The 21,818-nt window shown below is 67.4% G+C and carries 21 protein-coding genes and 1 pseudogene; all 22 read left to right on the plus strand.

What is annotated here, in order from left to right; all coding sequences use genetic code 11:
• Nucleotides 1-206: 206 nt before the first annotated feature.
• Nucleotides 207-3,689 carry a DNA-directed RNA polymerase subunit beta gene (rpoB, locus tag AB0L64_RS23260; RefSeq protein ID WP_355482536.1) on the plus strand — a complete coding sequence of 1,161 codons (3,483 nt, stop codon included), beginning with the start codon at nucleotides 207-209 and terminating at the stop codon, nucleotides 3,687-3,689.
• Between the two features lie 68 nt (nucleotides 3,690-3,757).
• On the plus strand, nucleotides 3,758-7,618 hold the full coding sequence (locus AB0L64_RS23265; RefSeq protein ID WP_363713113.1) for a DNA-directed RNA polymerase subunit beta': 3,861 nt from the start codon (nucleotides 3,758-3,760) through the stop codon (nucleotides 7,616-7,618).
• Between the two features lie 175 nt (nucleotides 7,619-7,793).
• Nucleotides 7,794-9,104: a nuclear transport factor 2 family protein gene (locus tag AB0L64_RS23270; RefSeq protein WP_363713115.1), complete on the plus strand. Its 1,311-nt coding sequence runs from the start codon at nucleotides 7,794-7,796 to the stop codon at nucleotides 9,102-9,104.
• Nucleotides 9,097-9,858: a maleylpyruvate isomerase N-terminal domain-containing protein gene (locus AB0L64_RS23275; RefSeq protein WP_363713117.1), complete on the plus strand. Its 762-nt coding sequence runs from the start codon at nucleotides 9,097-9,099 to the stop codon at nucleotides 9,856-9,858. The genes AB0L64_RS23270 and AB0L64_RS23275 overlap by 8 nt, the downstream gene beginning before the upstream one ends.
• Before the next feature lie 276 nt (nucleotides 9,859-10,134).
• Nucleotides 10,135-10,509 (plus strand): 30S ribosomal protein S12, encoded by a 375-nt coding sequence (gene rpsL / locus AB0L64_RS23280; RefSeq protein WP_141854829.1) that lies wholly within the window; start codon nucleotides 10,135-10,137, stop codon nucleotides 10,507-10,509.
• Nucleotides 10,509-10,979 carry a 30S ribosomal protein S7 gene (rpsG, locus tag AB0L64_RS23285; protein ID WP_131286359.1) on the plus strand — a complete coding sequence of 157 codons (471 nt, stop codon included), beginning with the start codon at nucleotides 10,509-10,511 and terminating at the stop codon, nucleotides 10,977-10,979. The genes rpsL and rpsG overlap by 1 nt, the downstream gene beginning before the upstream one ends.
• Nucleotides 10,980-11,050: 71 nt before the next feature.
• Nucleotides 11,051-13,162 carry an elongation factor G gene (gene fusA / locus AB0L64_RS23290; RefSeq protein WP_355699447.1) on the plus strand — a complete coding sequence of 704 codons (2,112 nt, stop codon included), beginning with the start codon at nucleotides 11,051-11,053 and terminating at the stop codon, nucleotides 13,160-13,162.
• A gap of 72 nt (nucleotides 13,163-13,234) precedes the next feature.
• Entirely contained in the window at nucleotides 13,235-14,428 is a 1,194-nt protein-coding gene (gene tuf / locus AB0L64_RS23295; RefSeq protein ID WP_355482549.1) for an elongation factor Tu, read from the plus strand.
• A gap of 360 nt (nucleotides 14,429-14,788) precedes the next feature.
• Nucleotides 14,789-15,097, plus strand: coding sequence for a 30S ribosomal protein S10 (rpsJ, locus tag AB0L64_RS23300; RefSeq protein ID WP_012923688.1), 309 nt, complete (start codon nucleotides 14,789-14,791; stop codon nucleotides 15,095-15,097).
• 16 nt (nucleotides 15,098-15,113) lie between these two features.
• Nucleotides 15,114-15,770 carry a 50S ribosomal protein L3 gene (rplC, locus tag AB0L64_RS23305; RefSeq protein ID WP_355699448.1) on the plus strand — a complete coding sequence of 219 codons (657 nt, stop codon included), beginning with the start codon at nucleotides 15,114-15,116 and terminating at the stop codon, nucleotides 15,768-15,770.
• Nucleotides 15,767-16,459: a 50S ribosomal protein L4 gene (gene rplD / locus AB0L64_RS23310; RefSeq protein ID WP_363713121.1), complete on the plus strand. Its 693-nt coding sequence runs from the start codon at nucleotides 15,767-15,769 to the stop codon at nucleotides 16,457-16,459. The genes rplC and rplD overlap by 4 nt, the downstream gene beginning before the upstream one ends.
• On the plus strand, nucleotides 16,456-16,761 hold the full coding sequence (gene rplW / locus AB0L64_RS23315) for a 50S ribosomal protein L23 (RefSeq protein ID WP_130384643.1): 306 nt from the start codon (nucleotides 16,456-16,458) through the stop codon (nucleotides 16,759-16,761). Before rplD ends, rplW begins: the two co-directional genes overlap by 4 nt.
• The gene (rplB, locus tag AB0L64_RS23320) at nucleotides 16,761-17,594 is read left to right on the plus strand and encodes a 50S ribosomal protein L2 (protein ID WP_363713124.1); all 834 of its coding nucleotides are present in this window, start codon (nucleotides 16,761-16,763) and stop codon (nucleotides 17,592-17,594) included. The genes rplW and rplB overlap by 1 nt, the downstream gene beginning before the upstream one ends.
• 15 nt (nucleotides 17,595-17,609) lie before the next feature.
• Nucleotides 17,610-17,891 carry a 30S ribosomal protein S19 gene (rpsS, locus tag AB0L64_RS23325; protein WP_130384641.1) on the plus strand — a complete coding sequence of 94 codons (282 nt, stop codon included), beginning with the start codon at nucleotides 17,610-17,612 and terminating at the stop codon, nucleotides 17,889-17,891.
• Between the two features lie 54 nt (nucleotides 17,892-17,945).
• Nucleotides 17,946-18,335 (plus strand): annotated as a pseudogene (gene rplV, locus AB0L64_RS23330) (50S ribosomal protein L22); the annotation flags it as partial.
• Nucleotides 18,336-18,552: 217 nt separating this feature from the next.
• Nucleotides 18,553-19,398: a 30S ribosomal protein S3 gene (gene rpsC / locus AB0L64_RS23335; protein WP_355699451.1), complete on the plus strand. Its 846-nt coding sequence runs from the start codon at nucleotides 18,553-18,555 to the stop codon at nucleotides 19,396-19,398.
• Between the two features lie 3 nt (nucleotides 19,399-19,401).
• On the plus strand, nucleotides 19,402-19,821 hold the full coding sequence (rplP, locus tag AB0L64_RS23340) for a 50S ribosomal protein L16 (RefSeq protein WP_355699452.1): 420 nt from the start codon (nucleotides 19,402-19,404) through the stop codon (nucleotides 19,819-19,821).
• Nucleotides 19,821-20,102, plus strand: a complete 282-nt coding sequence (gene rpmC, locus AB0L64_RS23345; RefSeq protein ID WP_355699453.1) for a 50S ribosomal protein L29 — start codon at nucleotides 19,821-19,823, stop codon at nucleotides 20,100-20,102. Before rplP ends, rpmC begins: the two co-directional genes overlap by 1 nt.
• The gene (gene rpsQ, locus AB0L64_RS23350) at nucleotides 20,099-20,395 is read left to right on the plus strand and encodes a 30S ribosomal protein S17 (protein ID WP_355482561.1); all 297 of its coding nucleotides are present in this window, start codon (nucleotides 20,099-20,101) and stop codon (nucleotides 20,393-20,395) included. Before rpmC ends, rpsQ begins: the two co-directional genes overlap by 4 nt.
• Before the next feature lie 91 nt (nucleotides 20,396-20,486).
• On the plus strand, nucleotides 20,487-20,855 hold the full coding sequence (gene rplN / locus AB0L64_RS23355; protein WP_012923677.1) for a 50S ribosomal protein L14: 369 nt from the start codon (nucleotides 20,487-20,489) through the stop codon (nucleotides 20,853-20,855).
• A 1-nt stretch (nucleotide 20,856) separates the two neighbouring features.
• On the plus strand, nucleotides 20,857-21,246 hold the full coding sequence (rplX, locus tag AB0L64_RS23360; RefSeq protein ID WP_363713128.1) for a 50S ribosomal protein L24: 390 nt from the start codon (nucleotides 20,857-20,859) through the stop codon (nucleotides 21,244-21,246).
• Nucleotides 21,246-21,818, plus strand: a complete 573-nt coding sequence (gene rplE, locus AB0L64_RS23365; protein ID WP_363713129.1) for a 50S ribosomal protein L5 — start codon at nucleotides 21,246-21,248, stop codon at nucleotides 21,816-21,818. Before rplX ends, rplE begins: the two co-directional genes overlap by 1 nt.

Raw genomic sequence — 21,818 nt, forward strand, 5'->3', positions numbered from 1 at the left:
CTGGAGACTCCGGGTCGGTCCTTGACGGAGAGGGTGGTCCGACGGCAAACTGTTGGACCCCATTGGACAGGCTTGCCTGGATCATGTAGCCTATTGCTTTGCGCTGCCTTTCTCTCGCCTCTGCTCGGGTCTCCGACTTGACTGGGGCGGCTTGGCGTGCGCTCCCAGCACCGATGTGATTTTGCGAGCCCGTGGAAGGACGCCCCTTGGTCGCCTCGCGCAACCCCCAGTCCGACAGCATTTCCAACGTCACCGGCCCCCGCCGCATCTCCTTCGCAAAGATCTCCGAGCCGCTCCAGGTTCCGGATCTGCTTGCGCTGCAGGTGGACAGTTTCGACTGGCTGGTCGGTAACGAAACGTGGCAGGCCCGGGTGGCCGCCGCTGAGGCCGAGGGGCGGTCGGACCTGTCCGGCCCCAGCGGCCTGGAAGAGATTTTCGAGGAGATCTCCCCGATCGAGGACTTCAGCGGCACCATGTCGCTGTCGTTCCGCGACCACCGTTTCGAGCCGCCGAAGAACACGGTCGACGAGTGCAAGGAGCGGGACGTCACCTACTCCGCGCCGCTGTTCGTCACGGCCGAGTTCATGAACAACGAGACCGGCGAGATCAAGAGCCAGACCGTGTTCATGGGCGACTTCCCGCTGATGACCCGCAAGGGCACGTTCGTGATCAACGGCACCGAGCGCGTCGTCGTGTCGCAGCTCGTCCGTTCGCCCGGTGTGTACTTCGAGCGCACGCCGGACAAGACGTCCGACAAGGACATCTTCACCGCCAAGATCATCCCGTCGCGCGGCGCGTGGCTGGAGTTCGAGGTGGACAAGCGCGACATGGTCGGCGTCCGCCTCGACCGCAAGCGCAAGCAGAACGTCACGGTCCTGCTGAAGGCGCTCGGCTGGACCGACGCGCAGATCCTCGAGGAGTTCGGGGACTACGAGTCGATCCGCCTGACCCTGGAGAAGGACCACACCTCCGGCCAGGACGACGCGCTGCTGGACATCTACCGCAAGCTGCGTCCGGGTGAGCCGCCGACCCGCGAGGCCGCGCAGGCGCTGCTGGAGAACTACTACTTCAACGGCAAGCGCTACGACCTGGCCAAGGTCGGTCGCTACAAGATCAACAAGAAGCTCGGCCGGGACGAGGCGCACGACCAGGCGGTGCTGACCGTCGACGACATCGTCGCCACGATCAAGTACCTGGTCGCCCTGCACGAGGGCAAGACCGAACTGCCGGCCCCGCGCGGCGAGATCGTGGTCGAAGAGGACGACATCGACCACTTCGGCAACCGTCGCCTGCGCACCGTCGGCGAGCTGATCCAGAACCAGCTGCGCACCGGCCTGGCCCGGATGGAGCGCGTGGTCCGGGAGCGGATGACGACCCAGGACGTCGAGGCGATCACGCCGCAGACCCTGATCAACATCCGTCCGGTGGTGGCGGCGCTGAAGGAGTTCTTCGGCACCTCCCAGCTGTCGCAGTTCATGGACCAGACCAACCCGGTCGCGGGCCTGACCCACAAGCGCCGGCTGAACGCGCTCGGCCCGGGTGGTCTGAGCCGTGAGCGGGCCGGCTTCGAGGTCCGTGACGTGCACCCGTCGCACTACGGCCGGATGTGCCCGATCGAGACCCCGGAAGGCCCGAACATCGGCCTGATCGGCTCGCTCGCGTCGTACGGCCGGGTGAACGCGTTCGGCTTCGTCGAGACGCCGTACCGCAAGGTCGTCGACGGCCAGGTCACCGACCAGGTGGACTACCTGACCGCCGACGAGGAGGACCGCTTCGTCATCGCGCAGGCGAACGCCGCGCTGAACGACGAGAACCGGTTCGCCGAGGAGCGCGTGCTGGTCCGTCGCCGCCACGGCGAGGTCGAGCTGGTCCCGGTCGAGGACGTGGACTACATGGACGTCTCGCCGCGCCAGATGGTGTCGGTGGCGACCGCGCTGATCCCGTTCCTCGAGCACGACGACGCCAACCGCGCGCTGATGGGTTCGAACATGCAGCGCCAGGCGGTGCCGCTGATCACCTCGGACGCCCCGCTGGTCGGTACCGGCATGGAGTTCCGCGGTGCGGTCGACGCCGGCGACGTGGTCGTGGCCGACAAGGCCGGTGTGGTCAAGGAGGTCTCGGCCGACCTGATCGAGGTCGCCGCCGACGACGGCACGTACCAGACCTACCGGATGGCGAAGTTCCGCCGCTCGAACCAGGGCACCTGCATCAACCAGCGCCCGCTGGTCGACGCCGGCGCGCGCGTCGAGATCGGGACCCCGCTGGCCGACGGTCCCTGCACCGACGAGGGCGAGATGGCCCTCGGCCGGAACATGCTGGTCGCGTTCATGACGTGGGAGGGCTACAACTACGAGGACGCGATCATCCTCAGCCAGCGCGTCGTGCAGCAGGACCTGCTGACCTCGATCCACATCGAGGAGCACGAGGTCGACGCCCGCGACACCAAGCTGGGCCCGGAGGAGATCACCCGGGACATCCCAAACGTCTCCGACGAGATGCTGTCCGACCTGGACGAGCGCGGCATCATCCGGATCGGCGCCGAGGTCACCACCGGTGACATCCTGGTCGGCAAGGTCACCCCGAAGGGCGAGACCGAGCTGACGCCGGAGGAGCGGCTGCTGCGCGCGATCTTCGGTGAGAAGGCGCGCGAGGTCCGCGACACGTCGCTGAAGGTCCCGCACGGCGAGGAGGGCACCGTCATCGGCGTCCGGGTCTTCGACCGGGACAACGGCGACGAGCTGCCGCCGGGCGTCAACCAGCTGGTCCGGGTGTACGTCGCCCAGAAGCGGAAGATCTCGGTCGGCGACAAGCTGGCCGGCCGGCACGGCAACAAGGGCGTCATCTCGAAGATCCTGCCGGTCGAGGACATGCCGTTCCTCGAGGACGGCACCCACGTCGACGTGATCCTGAACCCGCTGGGCGTGCCCGGCCGGATGAACGTCGGCCAGGTGCTGGAGACCCACCTCGGCTGGATCGCCTCCCGCGGCTGGGAGGTCGACCCGGAGAACGAGGAGGAGTGGGCGCAGCGGCTGATCAAGATCGGCGCCGGTGCGGCCGAGCCGATGACGAACGTCGCCACCCCGGTCTTCGACGGCGCCACCGAGGAAGAGGTCACCGGCCTGCTGTCCTCGACGCTGCCGAACCGCGACGGCGTCCGGATGGTCAACGGGCAGGGCAAGGCGAAGCTGTTCGACGGCCGTTCGGGTGAGCCGTTCCCGGACCCGATCGGTGTCGGCTACATGTACATGCTGAAGCTGCACCACCTGGTCGACGACAAGATCCACGCGCGCTCGACCGGTCCGTACTCGATGATCACGCAGCAGCCGCTGGGCGGTAAGGCCCAGTTCGGCGGCCAGCGGTTCGGCGAGATGGAGGTGTGGGCCCTGGAGGCCTACGGTGCCGCCTTCGCGCTGCAGGAGCTGCTGACCATCAAGTCCGACGACGTCGTCGGGCGGGTCAAGGTGTACGAGGCGATCGTCAAGGGCGAGAACATCCCGGAGCCGGGTATCCCGGAGTCGTTCAAGGTTCTGGTCAAGGAAATGCAGTCCCTCTGCCTCAACGTCGAGGTGCTCTCGTCCGACGGAAGCCGGGTCGAGATGCGCGACAGCGAGGAGGACGTCTTCCGGGCGGCAGAGGAACTGGGCATCGACCTGTCCCGGCGGGAGCCGAACAGCGTCGAGGAGGTCTGAGCGGGTTGCCGCTCGAGATCAACGTCAACTCAACTCAGACCACAGTTTTTACTAGGAGATAACACATCGTGCTCGACGTGAACTTCTTCGACGAGCTTCGGATCGGCCTGGCGACCGCGGATGAGATCCGCCAGTGGTCGCACGGCGAGGTCAAGAAGCCCGAGACGATCAACTACCGGACCCTCAAGCCCGAGCGTGACGGTCTGTTCTGCGAGAAGATCTTCGGTCCCACCCGGGACTGGGAGTGCTACTGCGGCAAGTACAAGCGCGTTCGCTTCAAGGGCATCATCTGCGAGCGGTGTGGCGTCGAGGTCACCCGCTCCAAGGTGCGCCGTGAGCGGATGGGCCACATCGAGCTGGCCGCGCCGGTCACCCACATCTGGTACTTCAAGGGTGTCCCGTCGCGGCTCGGCTACCTGCTCGACCTCGCCCCGAAGGACCTGGAGAAGGTCATCTACTTCGCGGCGTACATGATCACCGACGTCGACGACGAGGCCCGGCACCGCGACCTGACCTCGCTCGAGGGCCGGGTGGACGTGGAGCGCAAGCAGCTCGAGAACCGTCGTGACAACGACATCGAGCAGCGGATGAAGAAGCTCGAGGAGGACCTGGCGCAGCTCGAGAACGAGGGCGCCAAGGCCGACGTACGCCGCAAGGTCAAGGAAGGCGCCGAGCGTGAGGTCAAGCAGCTGCGCGACCGTGCGCAGCGCGAGATCGACCGCCTCGACGAGGTCTGGACCCGGTTCAAGAACCTGAAGGTCCAGGACCTGGAGGGCGACGAGATCCTCTACCGCGCCATGAAGGAGCGGTTCGGCAAGTACTTCGAGGGCGCCATGGGCGCCGCCGCGATCCAGCGCCGGCTGGAGACCTTCGACCTGAAGGCCGAGGCGGACAACCTGCGCGAGACGATCAAGACCGGTAAGGGGCAGCGCAAGACCCGCGCCCTGAAGCGGCTCAAGGTCGTCACCGCGTTCCTGGCGACGAACAACAGCCCGATGGGCATGGTGCTGGACTGCGTCCCGGTGATCCCGCCGGACCTGCGCCCGATGGTGCAGCTCGACGGTGGCCGGTTCGCGACCTCGGACCTGAACGACCTGTACCGCCGCGTGATCAACCGGAACAACCGGCTCAAGCGACTGCTCGACCTGGGCGCGCCGGAGATCATCGTCAACAACGAGAAGCGGATGCTGCAGGAGGCCGTCGACGCGCTGTTCGACAACGGCCGCCGCGGCCGTCCGGTCACCGGCCCGGGCAACCGGCCGCTGAAGTCGCTGTCCGACATGCTCAAGGGCAAGCAGGGTCGTTTCCGTCAGAACCTGCTCGGCAAGCGCGTCGACTACTCCGGCCGTTCGGTCATCGTGGTCGGCCCGCAGCTGAAGCTGCACCAGTGCGGTCTGCCGAAGGCGATGGCGCTGGAGCTGTTCAAGCCGTTCGTGATGAAGCGGCTGGTGGACCTCAACCACGCGCAGAACATCAAGTCCGCCAAGCGGATGGTGGAGCGCCAGCGCGCCCAGGTCTGGGACGTGCTGGAAGAGGTCATCACCGAGCACCCGGTGCTGCTGAACCGTGCGCCTACGCTGCACCGGCTCGGCATCCAGGCGTTCGAGCCGCAGCTGATCGAGGGCAAGGCGATCCAGATCCACCCGCTCGTCTGCTCCGCGTTCAACGCGGACTTCGACGGCGACCAGATGGCGGTGCACCTGCCGCTGTCGGCCGAGGCGCAGGCCGAGGCCCGGATCCTGATGCTGTCGACGAACAACATCCTGAAGCCGGCCGACGGTCGCCCCGTCACCATGCCGACCCAGGACATGATCATCGGCATCTACTTCCTGACCATGCTGAAGGAAGGCGCCAAGGGCGAGGGCCGGGCGTTCAGCTCGGTGGCCGAGGCCGTGATGGCCTTCGACCGCAACGAGCTGTCGCTGCAGGCCAAGATCACCATCCGGCTGGACGGGTCGGCCGCTCCGGCCGACGCGACCGCGCTGCCGGACGGCGGGTTCTCGCTGGAGACCACGCTGGGCCGGGCGCTGTTCAACGAGGCGCTGCCGGCGGACTACCCGTTCGTCGACACCGAGGTGGGCAAGAAGCAGCTCGGCGGGATCGTCAACGACCTGGCCGAGCGGTACACCAAGGTCGAGGTGGCGCACGCGCTGGACGCGCTGAAGGACCTCGGTTACTACTGGTCCACCCGTTCGGGTGTCACGGTGTCGATCGACGACTTCAGCACGCCGCCGTCGAAGCCCGAGATCATGGCCCGGTACGAGTCCCAGGCCGAGAAGGTCCAGAAGCAGTTCGAGCGGGGTCTGATCACCTCGTCCGAGCGGCGTCAGGAGCTGATCGAGATCTGGACCGGCGCCAACGCCGAGGTCGGTAAGGCGATGGAGGAGAACTTCGCCAAGGACAACCCGATCTGGATGATGGTGCACTCCGGTGCCCGAGGCAACATGATGCAGATCCGGCAGATCTCCGGTATGCGTGGTCTGGTGGCCAACCCGAAGGGCGAGATCATCGCCCGGCCGATCAAGTCCAACTTCCGTGAGGGCCTGTCGGTGGTCGAGTACTTCATCGCTACCCACGGTGCCCGGAAGGGTCTGGCCGACACCGCGCTGCGGACCGCCGACTCGGGGTACCTGACCCGGCGTCTGGTGGACGTGTCGCAGGACGTCATCATCCGCGAGGAGGACTGCGGGACCGAGCGGGGCCTGCCGAAGCAGATCGGCGAGAAGGGCCCGGACGGCAAGGTCGTGCACGCCGAGAACGTGGAGACCAGCGCGTACGCGCGGACCCTGGCCACCGATGCCCTGGACGCCGACGGCAACGTCGTGCTCGCCGGTGGCGCCGACCTGGGTGACGTGTCGATCGCGAAGCTGGTCGCGGCCGGCCTCGAAGAGGTCAAGGTCCGGTCGGTGCTCACCTGTGACGCCAAGACCGGTACCTGCGCGAAGTGCTACGGCCGTTCGCTGGCGACCGGCAAGCCGGTCGACATCGGCGAGGCGGTCGGCATCATCGCGGCCCAGTCCATCGGTGAGCCGGGTACGCAGCTGACGATGCGGACCTTCCACACCGGCGGTGTCGCGGGTGATGACATCACCCACGGTCTGCCGCGTGTCGTCGAGCTCTTCGAGGCGCGTCAGCCCAAGGGCAAGGCGCCGATCTCGGAGGCCGCGGGCCGGATCTCGATCGAGGACACCGACAAGACCCGGAAGCTGGTGCTGACGCCGGACGACGGGTCCGAGGAGGTCGCCTACCCGGTCTCCAAGCGCGGTCGCCTGCTGATCGAGGAGGGCCAGCACGTCGAGGTCGGCCAGCAGCTGACGCAGGGTACGCCGGACCCGCAGGAGGTTCTGCGGATCCTGGGTGTCCGCAAGGCGCAGGAGCACCTGGTGGACGAGGTCCAGGAGGTGTACCGGTCGCAGGGTGTGGCCATCCACGACAAGCACATCGAGATCATCGTCCGGCAGATGCTGCGCCGGGTCACGGTGATCGAGTCGGGCGACGCCCAGCTGCTGCCGGGCGAGCTCGCGGACCGCGTCACCTTCGAGGCGGAGAACCGCCGCGTGGTGGCCGAGGGCGGTACGCCGGCCTCGGGCCGTCCGGTGCTGATGGGTATCACCAAGGCCTCGCTGGCCACCGAGTCGTGGCTGTCGGCCGCCTCCTTCCAGGAGACGACCCGCGTCCTGACCGAGGCCGCGATCCACGGCAAGTCCGACTCGCTGGTCGGTCTGAAGGAGAACGTCATCATCGGAAAGCTGATCCCGGCGGGTACCGGCATGGACCGTTACCGCAACATCCGGGTGGAGCCCACCGAGGAGGCGAAGGCCGCGATGTACTCGATGGTCGGCTACGAGTCGTACGACTACGACTTCGGCCCGTCCAGCGGTCAGTCGGTCCCGCTCGACGACTTCGACCTCGGTTCCTACCAGAACTGAGCGCAGTCACACCGCCGAGGGCGGCACTTCCCCTGCCGGGAGGTGCCGCCCTCGCGGCGTTTACGGCCCAGTACAGGGCCAGTACAGGGCCAGTACGGGGCCAGTACGGGGCGGGGTGGGAAAGACACTCGGGGTGGCGGCTGAAAGTGTGGGCGGGATGCGCCAAGATTGGTCCATGACGGATCTGCCGGCCTACCTGCGGCCTTTCGTCTTGGGGGTTCTGGAAGGTTCTGACGTACGTGTCGATCGCCTGGGGGAGATCGACCTGTACCGCCCGCCCGGTACCGCCCGAGGCGGCGCAATTCTCTTCGTGCACGGGGGACCCGGACCGGCGAACCTCGAGGTGATGCCTCGGGACTGGCCGGTCTACAAGGGTTATGCAACCGCTGCCGCCAGGCGTGGCCTGGTGTCGGCGGTGGTCGACCACAGCCTGATTCACGGCCTGGACCGACTGGTCACGGCCGCGGACGAGGTGGAGGCTGCGGTCGGCGTACTGCGTTCCGATCCACGCGTCGATCCCGATCGGGTCGGCCTGTGGTTCTTCTCGGGCGCCGGCCTGCTCGCCGGGGAGTGGCTGGACAGCCGCCCCGACTGGCTGCGTTTCGTCGCCCTGACGTACCCCTTGCTCGCCACCCCGCCCGGTGTCGACGACCTGGTAACCGCCGCTGAAGTGATCGGAAAACACAAGGATCTGCCGGTGCTGCTGACAAGAGCCGGACTCGAGCGTGAGGAGCTCGCCGGTCCGGTTGCGGAGTTCGTCTCCGCGGGCGGCGCCGCGCTGGACATCATCGACGTACCGAAAGGGCACCACGGGTTCGACATGCTCGACCACACCGAAGAATCACGCGCCGCCGTCACCAAGGCCCTGGACTGGGCGATCGCCCACCTCGGCGAGGAACCCGGCGACGACACCAAGCTCCTCGTCCCGCCTCCGACCAAGAAGAAGACCACCTCCACCCGCCGTACGACGTCCGCCGCCAAGGCAGCCGTCGCGGTGAAGACGCCGTCGGCCCCGGCTGAACCCGCTACTCAGCCGGCCCCCGTCGTCACTACGCCTGTCTCGCCTGCCCCTGTCACACCTGCACCTGTCACGCCCGCGCCGGTGGCAGCCCAGGCCCCGTTGGCCGATCTGGGCTTCGCGACGGTCGCGGCCATCACGGCCGACACCCCGGCCGCGCGGGTGATCGCCCGTGAGCACGCCGCGTACGCCGCCCACGATCTCGAGGCCTTCCTGGCCATGTACTCGCCGACCGCCCGGATCCTGCGCGCGGACGGCTCCGAACTGAAGGGCCGCCGGTTCCTGCGCGAGTTCTACCGGCCGCGCTTCGACGCCGGCGAGTGCAAGACCGAGGTCGTCCAGCGGCTGTCGCTGGGGGAGTGGGTGGTGGAGCACGTCGTCAGCTACGAGGACGGCGGATCCACCCCGCAGCTGGCCCTGTACCGGGTCGTCGACGGGTTGATCACCGACGTCGAGTTCCGTGTCTGACCAGCCGATCGACCATCTGACCGAGTTCGAGCGGGTGGCCGCGGAGTTCGCGGCCGCCCTCGAACGGGTCGACCCGGAGGCGGCGGTCCCGGCCTGCCCCGGCTGGACGGTCGCCGACCTGGCCCTGCATCTGGGGTCGGGGCAGCGCTGGGCCGCGTCGATCCTGCTGTCCGGCACCGCCCAGAAGGTGCCGGAGGTGCTCCGTACGACGATCTCCTGGGCCGACTGGTACGCCGGGACGAGCGCGGCCCTGGCGGCAGCGCTCCGGGCGGTCGATCCGGACGAGCCCTGCTGGAACTTCGCCCCGGTCGACCAGCGGGCCGGCTTCTGGGCCCGCCGGCGCCTGCATGAGACGGCTGTCCACCTCGTGGACCTGCTCCAGGCCGAGGCGGCGACGGGCGAGCAGCCCGGGGCGCGGCCGGACGTCGTCCGGCCGGCCATCGCGGCCGACGGAGTGGACGAGGTGTTCGAGGTGTTCCTGCCCCGGATGCTGGCCCGCGGATTCGCGCCGGCGGTCACCCGGCAGATCGGCGTCCGGGCCGTCGACACGGGTGACGAATGGACGCTGACGCCTGTGTCACAAGGGATTGCGCCGCGGGTGGAGCATGCGAAGGCGGTCGGCGAGGCAGTCCTCTCAGGCACCGCCGCGGACCTCGGCCTGTGCCTGTGGAAGCGCTTGCCGCCGACCGTCCTGACGGTCACCGGAGACCCGACGGCGGCCACTGATTTCCTGGCCGGGAGAGCCACTCCGTAAGCCTTGTACACTGGAAGGGCGGAAGGCTCTCTACCGTGGTCGATTACTCATTTTGACCGTGCTAGGGGCACCCGCTAGTCTTAACGATCGTGCCCGGGGTCTTTCCTGGGCCGTCATGCGTGCCCCTCGTCCAACGGGTCGGGCCGCGTGGCACGGGACTCCTGCCGACAGTCTGGAAGATTACGGCTTCGGTCTGCTCGTGCGCACGCGACACACCCGACCGCGGGGGTCAGGTAAAAGCAACAAACCCAGCCGGACGACAGAAAGAGCTACGCGGTGCCCACCATTCAGCAGCTGGTCCGCAAGGGCCGCCAGGACAAGGTGTCCAAGAACAAGACGCCGGCCCTGAAGGGTTCCCCTCAGCGTCGTGGTGTGTGCACGCGCGTCTACACGACCACGCCGAAGAAGCCGAACTCGGCGCTTCGCAAGGTTGCGCGTGTCCGCCTGACCAGCGGCATCGAGGTCACCGCCTACATCCCCGGCGTCGGCCACAACCTGCAGGAGCACTCGATCGTGCTCGTCCGTGGCGGTCGTGTGAAGGACCTCCCGGGTGTCCGGTACAAGATCATCCGCGGTTCGCTCGACACCCAGGGTGTGAAGAACCGGAAGCAGGCTCGCAGCCTGTACGGCGCGAAGAAGGAGAAGAGCTAATGCCGCGCAAGGGCCCCGCCCCGAAGCGCCCGGTCATCATCGACCCGGTCTACAGTTCGCCGCTCGTCACCCAGTTGATCTCCAAGATCCTGGTCGACGGCAAGAAGCAGATCGCGCAGAGCATCGTGTACAGCGCGCTCGAGGGCACTCGCACCAAGACCGGCACCGACCCGGTGATCACGCTCAAGCGTGCGCTGGACAACGTGAAGCCGAGCATCGAGGTGAAGAGCCGCCGCGTCGGTGGTGCCACCTACCAGGTGCCGATCGAGGTCAAGCCCGGTCGGTCCACCACGCTGGCGCTGCGCTGGCTGACGACGTACTCCCGCGCCCGTCGCGAGAAGACCATGTCCGAGCGGCTGATGAACGAGATCCTGGACGCCTCCAACGGTCTCGGTGCGTCGGTGAAGCGCCGCGAGGACACGCACAAGATGGCCGAAGCCAACAAGGCTTTCGCCCACTACCGCTGGTGATCCGGGGTCCGATCCGGACCCCAGCGTTCACCCCTTTGACGCAGTACAGAATCGAGAGGTAGACCACCGAGGTGGCCGTACAAATCACCACCGACCTGGCCAAGGTCCGCAACATCGGGATCATGGCCCACATCGACGCCGGCAAGACGACGACGACCGAGCGGATCCTCTTCTACACCGGTATCACCTACAAGATCGGTGAGGTCCACGAGGGCGCCGCCACGATGGACTGGATGGAGCAGGAGCAGGAGCGCGGCATCACGATCACGTCCGCCGCGACGACCTGCACCTGGAAAGACCACACCATCAACATCATCGACACCCCGGGCCACGTCGACTTCACCGTCGAGGTGGAGCGTTCGCTGCGCGTGCTCGACGGCGCGGTCGCGGTGTTCGACGGTGTGGCCGGTGTGGAGCCGCAGTCCGAGACCGTCTGGCGTCAGGCGGACCGGTACGGCGTACCCCGCATCTGCTTCGTGAACAAGCTGGACCGCACCGGCGCCGAGTTCATGCGCTGCGTCGACATGATCAAGGACCGCCTGGCCGCGGTACCGCTGGTCATGCAGCTGCCGATCGGGGCCGAGGCCGACTTCATCGGCGTCGTCGACCTGGTGGGTATGCGCGCGCTGACCTGGCGTGGCGAGACCAAGATCGGTGAGGACTACACGGTCGAGGAGATCCCGGCCAGCCACACCGAGCTGGCCGCCGAGTGGCGCGACAAGCTGATCGAGACGCTGGCCGAGGCCGACGACGAGGTCATGGAGCAGTACCTCGAGGGCGAGGAGCCGACCCAGGAGCAGCTCGTGGCGGCCATCCGTCGCGCGACCCTGGCGAGCAAGCTCACCCCGGTGCTGACCGGTACCGCGTTCAAGAACAAGGGCGTCCAGCCGCTGCTCGACGCGGTCAACGCCTACCTGCCGAGCCCGATCGACGTCCCGGCCATCGAGGGCCACGACGTCAAGGACTCCGACCAGGTCGTGCTGCGCAAGCCGGACGACAGCGAGCCGTTCTCGGCCCTGGCGTTCAAGATCGCCGCGGACCCGCACCTGGGCAAGCTGACCTTCATCCGGGTGTACTCGGGCAAGCTCGAGACCGGCACCCAGGTGCTGAACCCGACCAAGGGCCGCAAGGAGCGGATCGGCAAGATCTACCGGATGCACGCGAACAAGCGTGAGGAGATCGCGTCGATCGGCGCCGGCCACATCGTCGCCGTGATGGGTCTGAAGGACACCACCACCGGTGAGACGCTGGCCGACCCGTCGAACCCGGTCGTGCTGGAGTCGATGCAGTTCCCGGCCCCGGTCATCTCGGTCGCCATCGAGCCGAAGTCGAAGGCCGACCAGGAGAAGCTGGGCGTCGCGATCCAGCGGCTCGCCGAGGAGGACCCGACCTTCCAGGTCCGCACCGACGAGGACACCGGCCAGACGATCATCGCCGGTATGGGCGAGCTGCACCTCGAGGTGCTGGTCGACCGGATGAAGCGCGAGTTCCGCGTCGAGGCCAACGTCGGCAAGCCGCAGGTCGCCTACCGCGAGACCATCAAGAAGAAGGTCGAGAAGGTCGACTACACGCACAAGAAGCAGACCGGTGGTTCGGGTCAGTTCGCGCGCGTGATCATCGACATCGAGCCGACGTCGGTCGAGGCCGGCGGCGAGGGTGGCTACGAGTTCGTCAACGCCGTCACCGGTGGCCGCATCCCCCGGGAGTACATCCCGTCGGTGGACGAGGGCGCCCAGGAGGCGATGGAGTTCGGCGTACTGGCCGGCTACCCGATGGTGGACGTCAAGGTGACGCTGCAGGACGGCGCGTACCACGACGTCGACTCCTCCGAGCTCGCGTTCAAGATCGCTGGTTCGATGGCCTTCAAGGATGCCGCCCGCCGGGCGAATCCGGTCATCCTGGAGCCGATGTTCGCGGTCGAGGTCACCACCCCCGAGGACTACATGGGTGAAGTGATCGGCGACCTCAACTCCCGCCGTGGCCAGATCCAGTCGATGGACGAGGGCCCCGGTGGCAGCCGGGTCGTCAAGGCCCTGGTGCCGCTGTCGGAGATGTTCGGGTATGTCGGTGACCTGCGGTCGAAGACCCAGGGCCGCGCGTCCTACTCGATGCAGTTCGATTCCTACGCCGAGGTTCCGAAGAACGTGGCGGAAGAGATCATCAAGAAGGCCCGGGGCGAGTAGTCTCTCGCTCCTGACCACCACACCCCAAGCGCGTCGGCGTACGGCGTAGTCAATTTATCTAGGAGGGCCCCAGTGGCGAAGGCGAAGTTCGAGCGGACTAAGCCGCACGTCAACATCGGCACCATCGGTCACATCGACCACGGTAAGACCACTCTTACCGCGGCGATCACCAAGGTGCTGCACGACAAGTACCCGGACCTGAACGAGGCGTCGGCGTTCGATCAGATCGACAAGGCGCCGGAAGAGCGCCAGCGCGGTATCACCATCTCGATCGCGCACGTCGAGTACCAGACCGAGGCCCGGCACTACGCCCACGTCGACTGCCCGGGGCACGCGGACTACATCAAGAACATGATCACCGGTGCGGCTCAGATGGACGGCGCGATCCTGGTCGTCGCCGCCACCGACGGCCCGATGCCGCAGACGCGTGAGCACGTGCTGCTCGCCCGTCAGGTCGGCGTGCCGGCGATGGTCGTCGCCCTGAACAAGTGCGACATGGTCGACGACGAGGAGATCCTGGAGCTCGTCGAGCTCGAGGTCCGCGAGCTGCTCTCGGAGCAGGAGTTCGACGGCGACAACGCGCCGATCGTGCGGGTTGCCGCGCACCCGGCGCTGCAGGGCGACGCCAAGTGGGGCGAGTCGATCATCGAGCTGATGAACGCCGTCGACGAGTACATCCCGCAGCCGGAGCGCGAGATCGACAAGCCGTTCCTGATGCCGGTGGAGGACGTCTTCACCATCACGGGTCGCGGTACGGTCATCACCGGCCGGATCGAGCGCGGTGTCATCAAGGTCAACGAGACCGTCGACATCGTCGGCATCCGTCCGGAGAAGCAGACCACCACGGTCACCGGTATCGAGATGTTCCGCAAGCTGCTCGACGAGGGCCAGGCCGGTGAGAACGTCGGTCTGCTGCTTCGTGGCACCAAGCGCGAGGACGTCGAGCGCGGCATGGTCGTCATCAAGCCGGGCACCACGACCCCGCACACGAACTTCGAGGCGTCGGTCTACATCCTGTCGAAGGAGGAGGGCGGCCGTCACACGCCGTTCTTCCAGAACTACCGCCCGCAGTTCTACTTCCGTACCACCGACGTCACCGGTGTCGTCACGCTGCCCGAGGGCACCGAGATGGTCATGCCGGGCGACAACACCGACATGACGGTCGAGCTGATCCAGCCGATCGCCATGGAGGACGGTCTGAAGTTCGCGATCCGTGAAGGTGGCCGCACCGTCGGCGCCGGCCGGGTCACCAAGATCGTCAAGTGATCTCATGAGGTCCGCGAGGGCTCGAACCTGAGCCCCCGCGGACCTCTGCTTTGTGCCTGATCCGGCGCTCAGGTGGTACCGGATCAGGCGCAAAGCCACCCGATTGGCGTTCCGGCGCCGATCTCTGGCACAATATTCAGGTTGCTCAGGCGAGGCCGCCGGGGCGCGCCCCAGATCTTCTTGATCGGGCTGGTGCGCCGGACCGGAGACCATGCCGAGGTTCCGGTCCGAGACCGGGCCCCGATCTCCTCCCAGGGTCGAAGAAGCGGTGAGTCACGCGCGTGCTGCGAGCGCGACACACCCGACCGCGGGGGTCGGAGCGACGAAGGCGAAGACGATAGAGAAGGACGAAGCGAAGCGATGGCGGGACAGAAGATCCGCATCCGGCTGAAGGCCTACGACCACGAGGTCATCGACAGCTCGGCACGCAAGATTGTCGACACGGTGACGCGTACTGGTGCGAAGGTTGCTGGCCCGGTGCCGTTGCCGACGGAAAAGAACGTGTTCTGCGTCATCCGCTCGCCGCACAAGTACAAGGACAGCCGCGAGCACTTCGAGATGCGCACCCACAAGCGGCTCATCGACATCATCGACCCCACGCCGAAGACCGTCGACTCGCTGATGCGTCTCGACCTGCCGGCCGGTGTCGACATCGAGATCAAGCTCTGAGGGACACGAACAACCAATGAGCAAGCTAAAGAACACGCGCGGTCTGCTGGGCACCAAGCTCGGCATGACCCAGACCTGGGACGAGAACAACCGCGTCGTCCCCGTCACCGTGGTCCAGGCCGGCCCCTGCGTCGTGACCGAGGTGCGTACCTCGGCCAGCCACGGGTACGACGGCGTCCAGATCGCCTTCGGCGACATCGACCCGCGCAAGGTCACCAAGCCGATGCGCGGTCACTTCGACAAGGCCGGCGTGACGCCGCGGCGCCACCTGCTGGAGCTGCGCACCGCCGACGCCAGCGAGTACACGCTGGGCCAGGAGATCAAGGCCGAGGCCTTCGAGGCCGGCGAGCGCGTCGACGTTTCCGCGACCAGCAAGGGCAAGGGCTTCGCCGGTGTGATGAAGCGGCACGGCTTCCACGGTCTGCGCGCCACCCACGGTGTGCACAAGAAGCACCGCTCGCCGGGTTCCATCGGCGGCTGCGCCACCCCGGGCCGGGTCTTCAAGGGCCTGCGGATGGCGGGCCGGATGGGCGCCGAGCAGGTCACCACGCAGAACGTGTCGGTCCACGCGGTCGACGTCGAGCGCGGCCTGATCCTGCTCAAGGGTGCCGTTCCCGGCCCCAAGGGCGGCCTCGTGCTGATCCGCAACGCCGCGAAGGGAGCTGCGAAGTGAGCACCGTCGACGTCGTCGTCGTGAAGGGCGACAAGGTCAGCAAGAAGGGCTCCGCCGAGCTTCCGGCCGAGCTGTTCGACGTCCAGGTCAACGTGCCGCTGATCCACCAGGTCGTGGTGGCCCAGCTGGCCGCGGCCCGTCAGGGCACGCACAAGGCGAAGACCCGGGGCGAGGTGTCCGGCGGTGGCGCCAAGCCGTACCGCCAGAAGGGCACCGGTCGCGCCCGGCAGGGTTCGACCCGCGCGCCGCAGTTCACCGGCGGTGGCGTCGTCCACGGCCCGGTGCCGCGTGACTACAGCCAGCGGACCCCGAAGAAGATGATCGCCGCCGCTCTCCGCGGCTCGCTGTCGGACCGGGCCCGCGACGGCAAGGTGTTCGTGGTCGAGAGCTTCGTGGACGGCGACAAGCCTTCCACCAAGTCGGCGCTGAAGGTGCTCGGCGAGGTGACCGAGCCGGGTAAGGCGCTGGTCGTCGTCGACCGCGCCGACGAGCTCACCTGGCTGAGCCTGCGCAACGTGCAGCACGTGCACCTGATCGCGGCCGACCAGCTGAACGCATACGACGTGCTGTGCAGCGACGCGGTGGTGTTCACCAAGAGCGCCCTCGACTCCTTCGTCGCCGGCGCGCCCAAGGGCAAGTCCGTCAAGGCCGTCGCCACGTCGACTGAGGCCGAGGAGGTAGAAGCATGAGCCACGGAGTCAACAAGGACCCCCGCGACGTGCTGCTCCGGCCGGTCGTGAGCGAGAAGAGCTACGGCCTGCTGGACGAGCAGAAGTACACGTTCGAGGTCGCCCCGGACGCCAACAAGACCGAGATCAAGCTCGCGGTCGAGAAGGTGTTCAAGGTCAAGGTCAGCGACGTCAACACCCTGAACCGCAAGGGCAAGCGCCGCCGGACCCGGTCCGGTTTCGGTAAGCGCCCCGACACCAAGCGGGCGATCGTGACCCTCAAGGGTGACGACCGCATCGATATCTTCGGAGGCCAGTCGTAATGGGAATCCGCAAGTACAAGCCGACGACGCCGGGCCGCCGTGGCTCGAGCGTGGCCGACTTCGTCGAGCTCACCCGTTCGACCCCCGAGAAGTCGCTGCTGCGTCCGCTGCCGAAGAAGGGCGGCCGGAACAACTCCGGCAAGATCACCACCCGGCACCACGGTGGCGGCCACAAGCGGGCGTACCGGCTGATCGACTTCAAGCGGTACGACAAGGACGGCGTGCCGGCCAAGGTCGCGCACATCGAGTACGACCCGAACCGGACCGCCCGGATCGCGCTGCTGCACTACGTGGACGGCGAGAAGCGCTACATCCTCGCCCCGTCCAACCTGCGTCAGGGCACGATCGTCGAGAACGGCGCGGCCGCGGACATCAAGATCGGCAACAACCTGCCGCTGCGCAACATCCCGGTCGGCTCCACGGTGCACGCCGTCGAGCTGCGTCCCGGCGGTGGCGCGAAGATGGGCCGCTCGGCCGGTGCCAGCATTCAGCTGGTCGCGAAGGAAGGCCGGATGGCCACCCTGCGGATGCCGTCCGGCGAGGTTCGGATGGTCGACGTGCGCTGCCGCGCCACCCTCGGTGAGGTCGGCAACGGCGAGCAGTCGAACATCAACTGGGGCAAGGCGGGCCGGATGCGCTGGAAGGGCAAGCGCCCGACCGTCCGCGGTGTCGCGATGAACCCGGTCGACCACCCGCACGGTGGTGGTGAGGGTAAGACCTCGGGTGGTCGCCACCCGGTGTCCCCGTGGGGTCAGCCGGAAGGCCGGACCCGCACCCGCAAGGAAAGCGACCGCATGATCGTCCGGCGCCGCAAGGCCGGCAAGAAGCGCTGATAGGGAGCCGGCCAAATGCCACGCAGCCTGAAGAAGGGCCCGTTCGTCGACCACCACCTGGCCAAGAAGGTGGAGGTGCAGAACGAGAAGGGCACCAAGAACGTCATCAAGACCTGGTCCCGCCGATCGATGATCGTGCCGGACATGATCGGCCACACGATTGCGGTGCACGACGGCCGCAAGCACGTGCCGGTGTTCGTGACGGACTCGATGGTCGGGCACAAGCTCGGCGAGTTCGCCCCGACCCGGACGTTCAAGGGTCACGAGAAGGACGACCGGAAGTCACGGCGTCGCTGACCCCCTGGGGATCAGTGACGAAGCGAAAGCAACCTACGGAGAGATTCGAACATCATGAGCGTTCAAGAGCGTAGGGCGATCAGCGCCCGTCGCGAGAGCCTGCTGGGCGAGCAGCCCGGGGCCTTCGCGGTCGCGCGCTTCGTCCGCGTGACGCCGATGAAGGCGCGCCGCGTGGCCGATCTGGTGCGCGGTGCCGGCGTCGACGACGCACTCGCCACTCTGAAGTTCGCCCCGCAGGCCGCTGCCGCGACCGTGTACAAGGTCGTCGACAGCGCCGCGGCGAACGCCGAGGGCACCGAGCACCTGAGCCGGGCCGATCTGATCGTGTCCAAGATCCTGGTCGACGAGGGACCGACGCTGAAGCGTCACCGCCCGCGCGCCCAGGGCCGGGCCACCCGGATCGACAAGCGGACCAGCCACATCACCGTCGTGGTCGAGCCGCGGGTCACCGAGGAGGCGGCTCCGAAGGCGCCGGCCAAGAAGGCCGCTGCCAAGAAGACCGCTGACACGGCGGACACGGCCAAGAAGGCCCCGGCGAAGAAGGCGGCCAAGAAGTCCGCCGACAAGCCGGCCGAGGCCGCCGCCGACAAGCCGGCCAAGAAGGCGACCGCGAAGAAGACGGCCGCCAAGAAGGCCACCGCTGAGAAGAAGGAGTCCTGACGTGGGACAGAAGGTAAACCCGCACGGGTTCCGTCTCGGCATCAGCACCGACCACAAGAGCCGTTGGTACGCCGACAAGCTGTACAAGGACTACGTGGGCGAGGACGTCAAGATCCGTCGTCTGCTGAGCAAGGGCATGGAGCGCGCCGGCATCTCCCGCGTGGAGATCGAGCGCACCCGTGACCGGGTCCGGGTCGACATCCACACCGCTCGTCCGGGCATCGTCATCGGTCGCCGCGGCGCCGAGGCGGACCGGATCCGGGGCGGCCTGGAGGAGCTCACCGGCAAGCAGGTGCAGCTGAACATCCTCGAGGTGAAGAACTCCGAGGTCGACGCCCAGTTGGTCGCGCAGGGCGTGGCCGAGCAGCTGTCCGGCCGCGTGGCATTCCGCCGCGCGATGCGCAAGGCGATGCAGACCACCATGCGTGGCGGCGCCCTGGGCATCCGGATCCAGTGCTCCGGCCGGCTCGGTGGCGCGGAGATGTCGCGGTCGGAGTTCTACCGCGAGGGCCGCGTCCCGCTGCACACGCTGCGGGCCGACATCGACTACGGCTTCTACGAGGCCCGGACGACCTTCGGCCGGATCGGCGTGAAGGTCTGGATCTACAAGGGCGACGTCGCCGGCTCCCGCGCCGAGCGCGAGGCGCAGGCCGCGGCCCGGGCCGCCACCCAGCAGCGTCGGCCGGCTCGCCGGGACGACCGCGGTGGCCGTGGCGGCGAGCGTGGTGACCGCGGTGGCCGTCGCGACGACCGCCGGGACAACCGCCGCAACGACAACGCCGCTGCTCCGGCAGCGGAGGCGCCGGCGGCCGACAAGCCCGCCGAGACGACCGGAACGGAGAGCTGACCGATGCTCATCCCCCGCAAGGTCAAGCACCGCAAGCAGCACCACCCCAAGCGCTCCGGCGCGGCCAAGGGCGGTACGACGCTGGCCTTCGGTGACTTCGGCATCCAGGCGCTGGAGAGCCACTACATCACCAACCGGCAGATCGAGGCCGCGCGTATCGCGATGACCCGGCACATCAAGCGTGGCGGCAAGGTGTGGATCAACATCTACCCGGACCGTCCGCTGACCAAGAAGCCGGCCGAAACCCGGATGGGTTCCGGTAAGGGTTCGCCGGAGTGGTGGATCGCCAACGTGAAGGCCGGCCGCGTGCTGTTCGAGCTCTCCGGTGTTCCGGAGGACATCGCTCGCGAGGCGATGCGCCGCGCGATCCACAAGTTGCCGATGAAGTGCCGCTTCATCACCCGAGAGGCAGGTGAGAACTGATGGCTACCCTGACCGCCGCCGAGCTGCGGAACCTGGGCCGGGACGAGTTGCTGACGAAGCTCGGTGAAGCCAAGGAGGAGCTGTTCAACCTCCGGTTCCAGGCTGCCACGGGCCAGCTGGAGTCCCACGGCCGGCTGCGCGCCGTCCGCAAGGACATCGCCCGCATCTACACGGTGCTGTCCGAGCGTGCGCTCGGTATCACCGAGGAGGTCGACGCCCCGGTCGAGGCCGAGGCTGCCGCCGAAGAGACTGCGGACGACAGTGAGAAGGCCAACGCATGACCGAGAACGCGAAGGACGAGACCGTGAGCACGACCACCGAGGCGCGAGGCCGCCGGAAGACCCGTGAGGGCCTGGTGCTGAGCGACAAGATGGACAAGACCGTCGTGGTCGAGGTCGAGGACCGGGTGAAGCACAAGCTGTACGGCAAGGTCATCCGGCACACCAGCAAGCTCAAGGCGCACGACGAGCAGAACGCCGCCGGGATCGGCGACCGCGTCCTCCTGATGGAGACCCGGCCGCTGTCGGCGACCAAGCGCTGGCGCGTCGTCGAGATCCTCGAGAAGGCCAAGTAGTTCCCGGCTGCTGCCGGCAACCATTCGAAATTATTCGTTCCGCAAGGCTCGGCCCAGCTGAGAACCAGCGAGACAACCAGGAGATCAACAGATGATCCAGCAGGAGTCGCGACTGAAGGTCGCCGACAACACGGGCGCGAAGGAGATCCTTTGCATCCGCGTTCTCGGTGGCTCCGGTCGGCGCTACGCCGGTGTCGGTGACACGATCGTCGCCACCGTCAAGGACGCGATCCCCGGCGGTGGTGTGAAGAAGGGTGACGTCGTCAAGGCGGTCGTCGTGCGGACCGTGAAGGAGCGCCGGCGTCCGGACGGCTCCTACATCCGCTTCGACGAGAACGCCGCGGTGATCCTGAAGGCCGACGGCGAGCCGCGCGGCACCCGTATCTTCGGGCCGGTCGGCCGGGAGCTGCGCGAGAAGCGCTTCATGAAGATCATCTCGCTCGCGCCGGAGGTGCTCTGAGATGGCTGCCCAGAAGAAGCTGCACGTGAAGAAGGGTGACCAGGTCCGTGTGATCTCGGGTCGCTCGAAGGGCCTCGAGGGCAGGATCATCCAGGTCTTCCCGAACGACGAGAAGGTCATCGTCGAGGGCGTCAACCGGGTGAAGAAGCACACCAAGGTGCAGCAGGCCCAGCGCGGCGGCACCACCGGTGGCATCGTCACCCAGGAAGCCCCGATCCACGTCTCGAACGTCGCCCTTCTGGTCGAGGTCGAGAAGGACGGGAAGAAGCAGAAGGTGACCACCCGCGTCGGCTACAACCGCGTCGAGGTGCAGAAGCGCCGTCCCGACGGTTCGACGTACACCGGTTACCGGAGCGTCCGGATCGCCCGGCGTACCGGCGAGGAGATCTGATGACCACCGCAGTAACCGAGAACAAGGTCCAGCCGCGGCTGAAGACGAAGTACCGCGAGGAGATCGTCGGCAAGCTGCACGAGCAGTTCCAGTTCGAGAACGTCATGCAGGTGCCCGGGCTCACCAAGATCGTGGTGAACATGGGCGTCGGCGAGGCGGCTCGCGACTCGAAGCTGATCGAGGGCGCGGTGAAGGATCTGGCCGCGATCACCGGCCAGAAGCCGCAGGTCACCAAGGCCCGTAAGTCGATCGCGCAGTTCAAGCTGCGTGAGGGGATGCCGATCGGCGCGCACGTGACGCTGCGCGGCGACCGGATGTGGGAGTTCCTGGACCGGCTGCTGGCGCTCGCGCTGCCCCGGATCCGCGACTTCCGCGGTCTGTCCCCGAAGCAGTTCGACGGCACCGGGAACTACACCTTCGGTCTGACCGAGCAGGTGATGTTCCACGAGATCAACCAGGACCGGATCGACCGTGTCCGGGGCATGGACATCACCGTGGTGACCACCGCGAAGAACGACGACGAGGGTCGGGCCCTGCTGCGGGCGCTCGGCTTCCCGTTCAAGGAGAACTGA

Origin of the sequence: Kribbella sp. NPDC051936, from assembly GCF_040680955.1 — a bacterium.
GTDB lineage: Bacteria > Actinomycetota > Actinomycetes > Propionibacteriales > Kribbellaceae > Kribbella.

What these genes read in the sequence shown, in the direction of transcription:
- rplW (WP_130384643.1), top strand. Translation starts at nt 16,456, where the DNA reads ATGAGCCACGGAGTCAACAAGGACCCCCGCGACGTGCTGCTCCGGCCG.
- rplB (WP_363713124.1), top strand. Translation starts at nt 16,761, where the DNA reads ATGGGAATCCGCAAGTACAAGCCGACGACGCCGGGCCGCCGTGGCTCG.
- rplX (WP_363713128.1), top strand. Translation starts at nt 20,857, where the DNA reads ATGGCTGCCCAGAAGAAGCTGCACGTGAAGAAGGGTGACCAGGTCCGT.
- rpmC (WP_355699453.1), top strand. Translation starts at nt 19,821, where the DNA reads ATGGCTACCCTGACCGCCGCCGAGCTGCGGAACCTGGGCCGGGACGAG.
- rplP (WP_355699452.1), top strand. Translation starts at nt 19,402, where the DNA reads ATGCTCATCCCCCGCAAGGTCAAGCACCGCAAGCAGCACCACCCCAAG.
- rpsS (WP_130384641.1), top strand. Translation starts at nt 17,610, where the DNA reads ATGCCACGCAGCCTGAAGAAGGGCCCGTTCGTCGACCACCACCTGGCC.
- rpsQ (WP_355482561.1), top strand. Translation starts at nt 20,099, where the DNA reads ATGACCGAGAACGCGAAGGACGAGACCGTGAGCACGACCACCGAGGCG.
- rplC (WP_355699448.1), top strand. Translation starts at nt 15,114, where the DNA reads ATGAGCAAGCTAAAGAACACGCGCGGTCTGCTGGGCACCAAGCTCGGC.
- rpsG (WP_131286359.1), top strand. Translation starts at nt 10,509, where the DNA reads ATGCCGCGCAAGGGCCCCGCCCCGAAGCGCCCGGTCATCATCGACCCG.
- AB0L64_RS23270 (WP_363713115.1), top strand. Translation starts at nt 7,794, where the DNA reads ATGACGGATCTGCCGGCCTACCTGCGGCCTTTCGTCTTGGGGGTTCTG.
- rplN (WP_012923677.1), top strand. Translation starts at nt 20,487, where the DNA reads ATGATCCAGCAGGAGTCGCGACTGAAGGTCGCCGACAACACGGGCGCG.
- rplE (WP_363713129.1), top strand. Translation starts at nt 21,246, where the DNA reads ATGACCACCGCAGTAACCGAGAACAAGGTCCAGCCGCGGCTGAAGACG.
- rpsJ (WP_012923688.1), top strand. Translation starts at nt 14,789, where the DNA reads ATGGCGGGACAGAAGATCCGCATCCGGCTGAAGGCCTACGACCACGAG.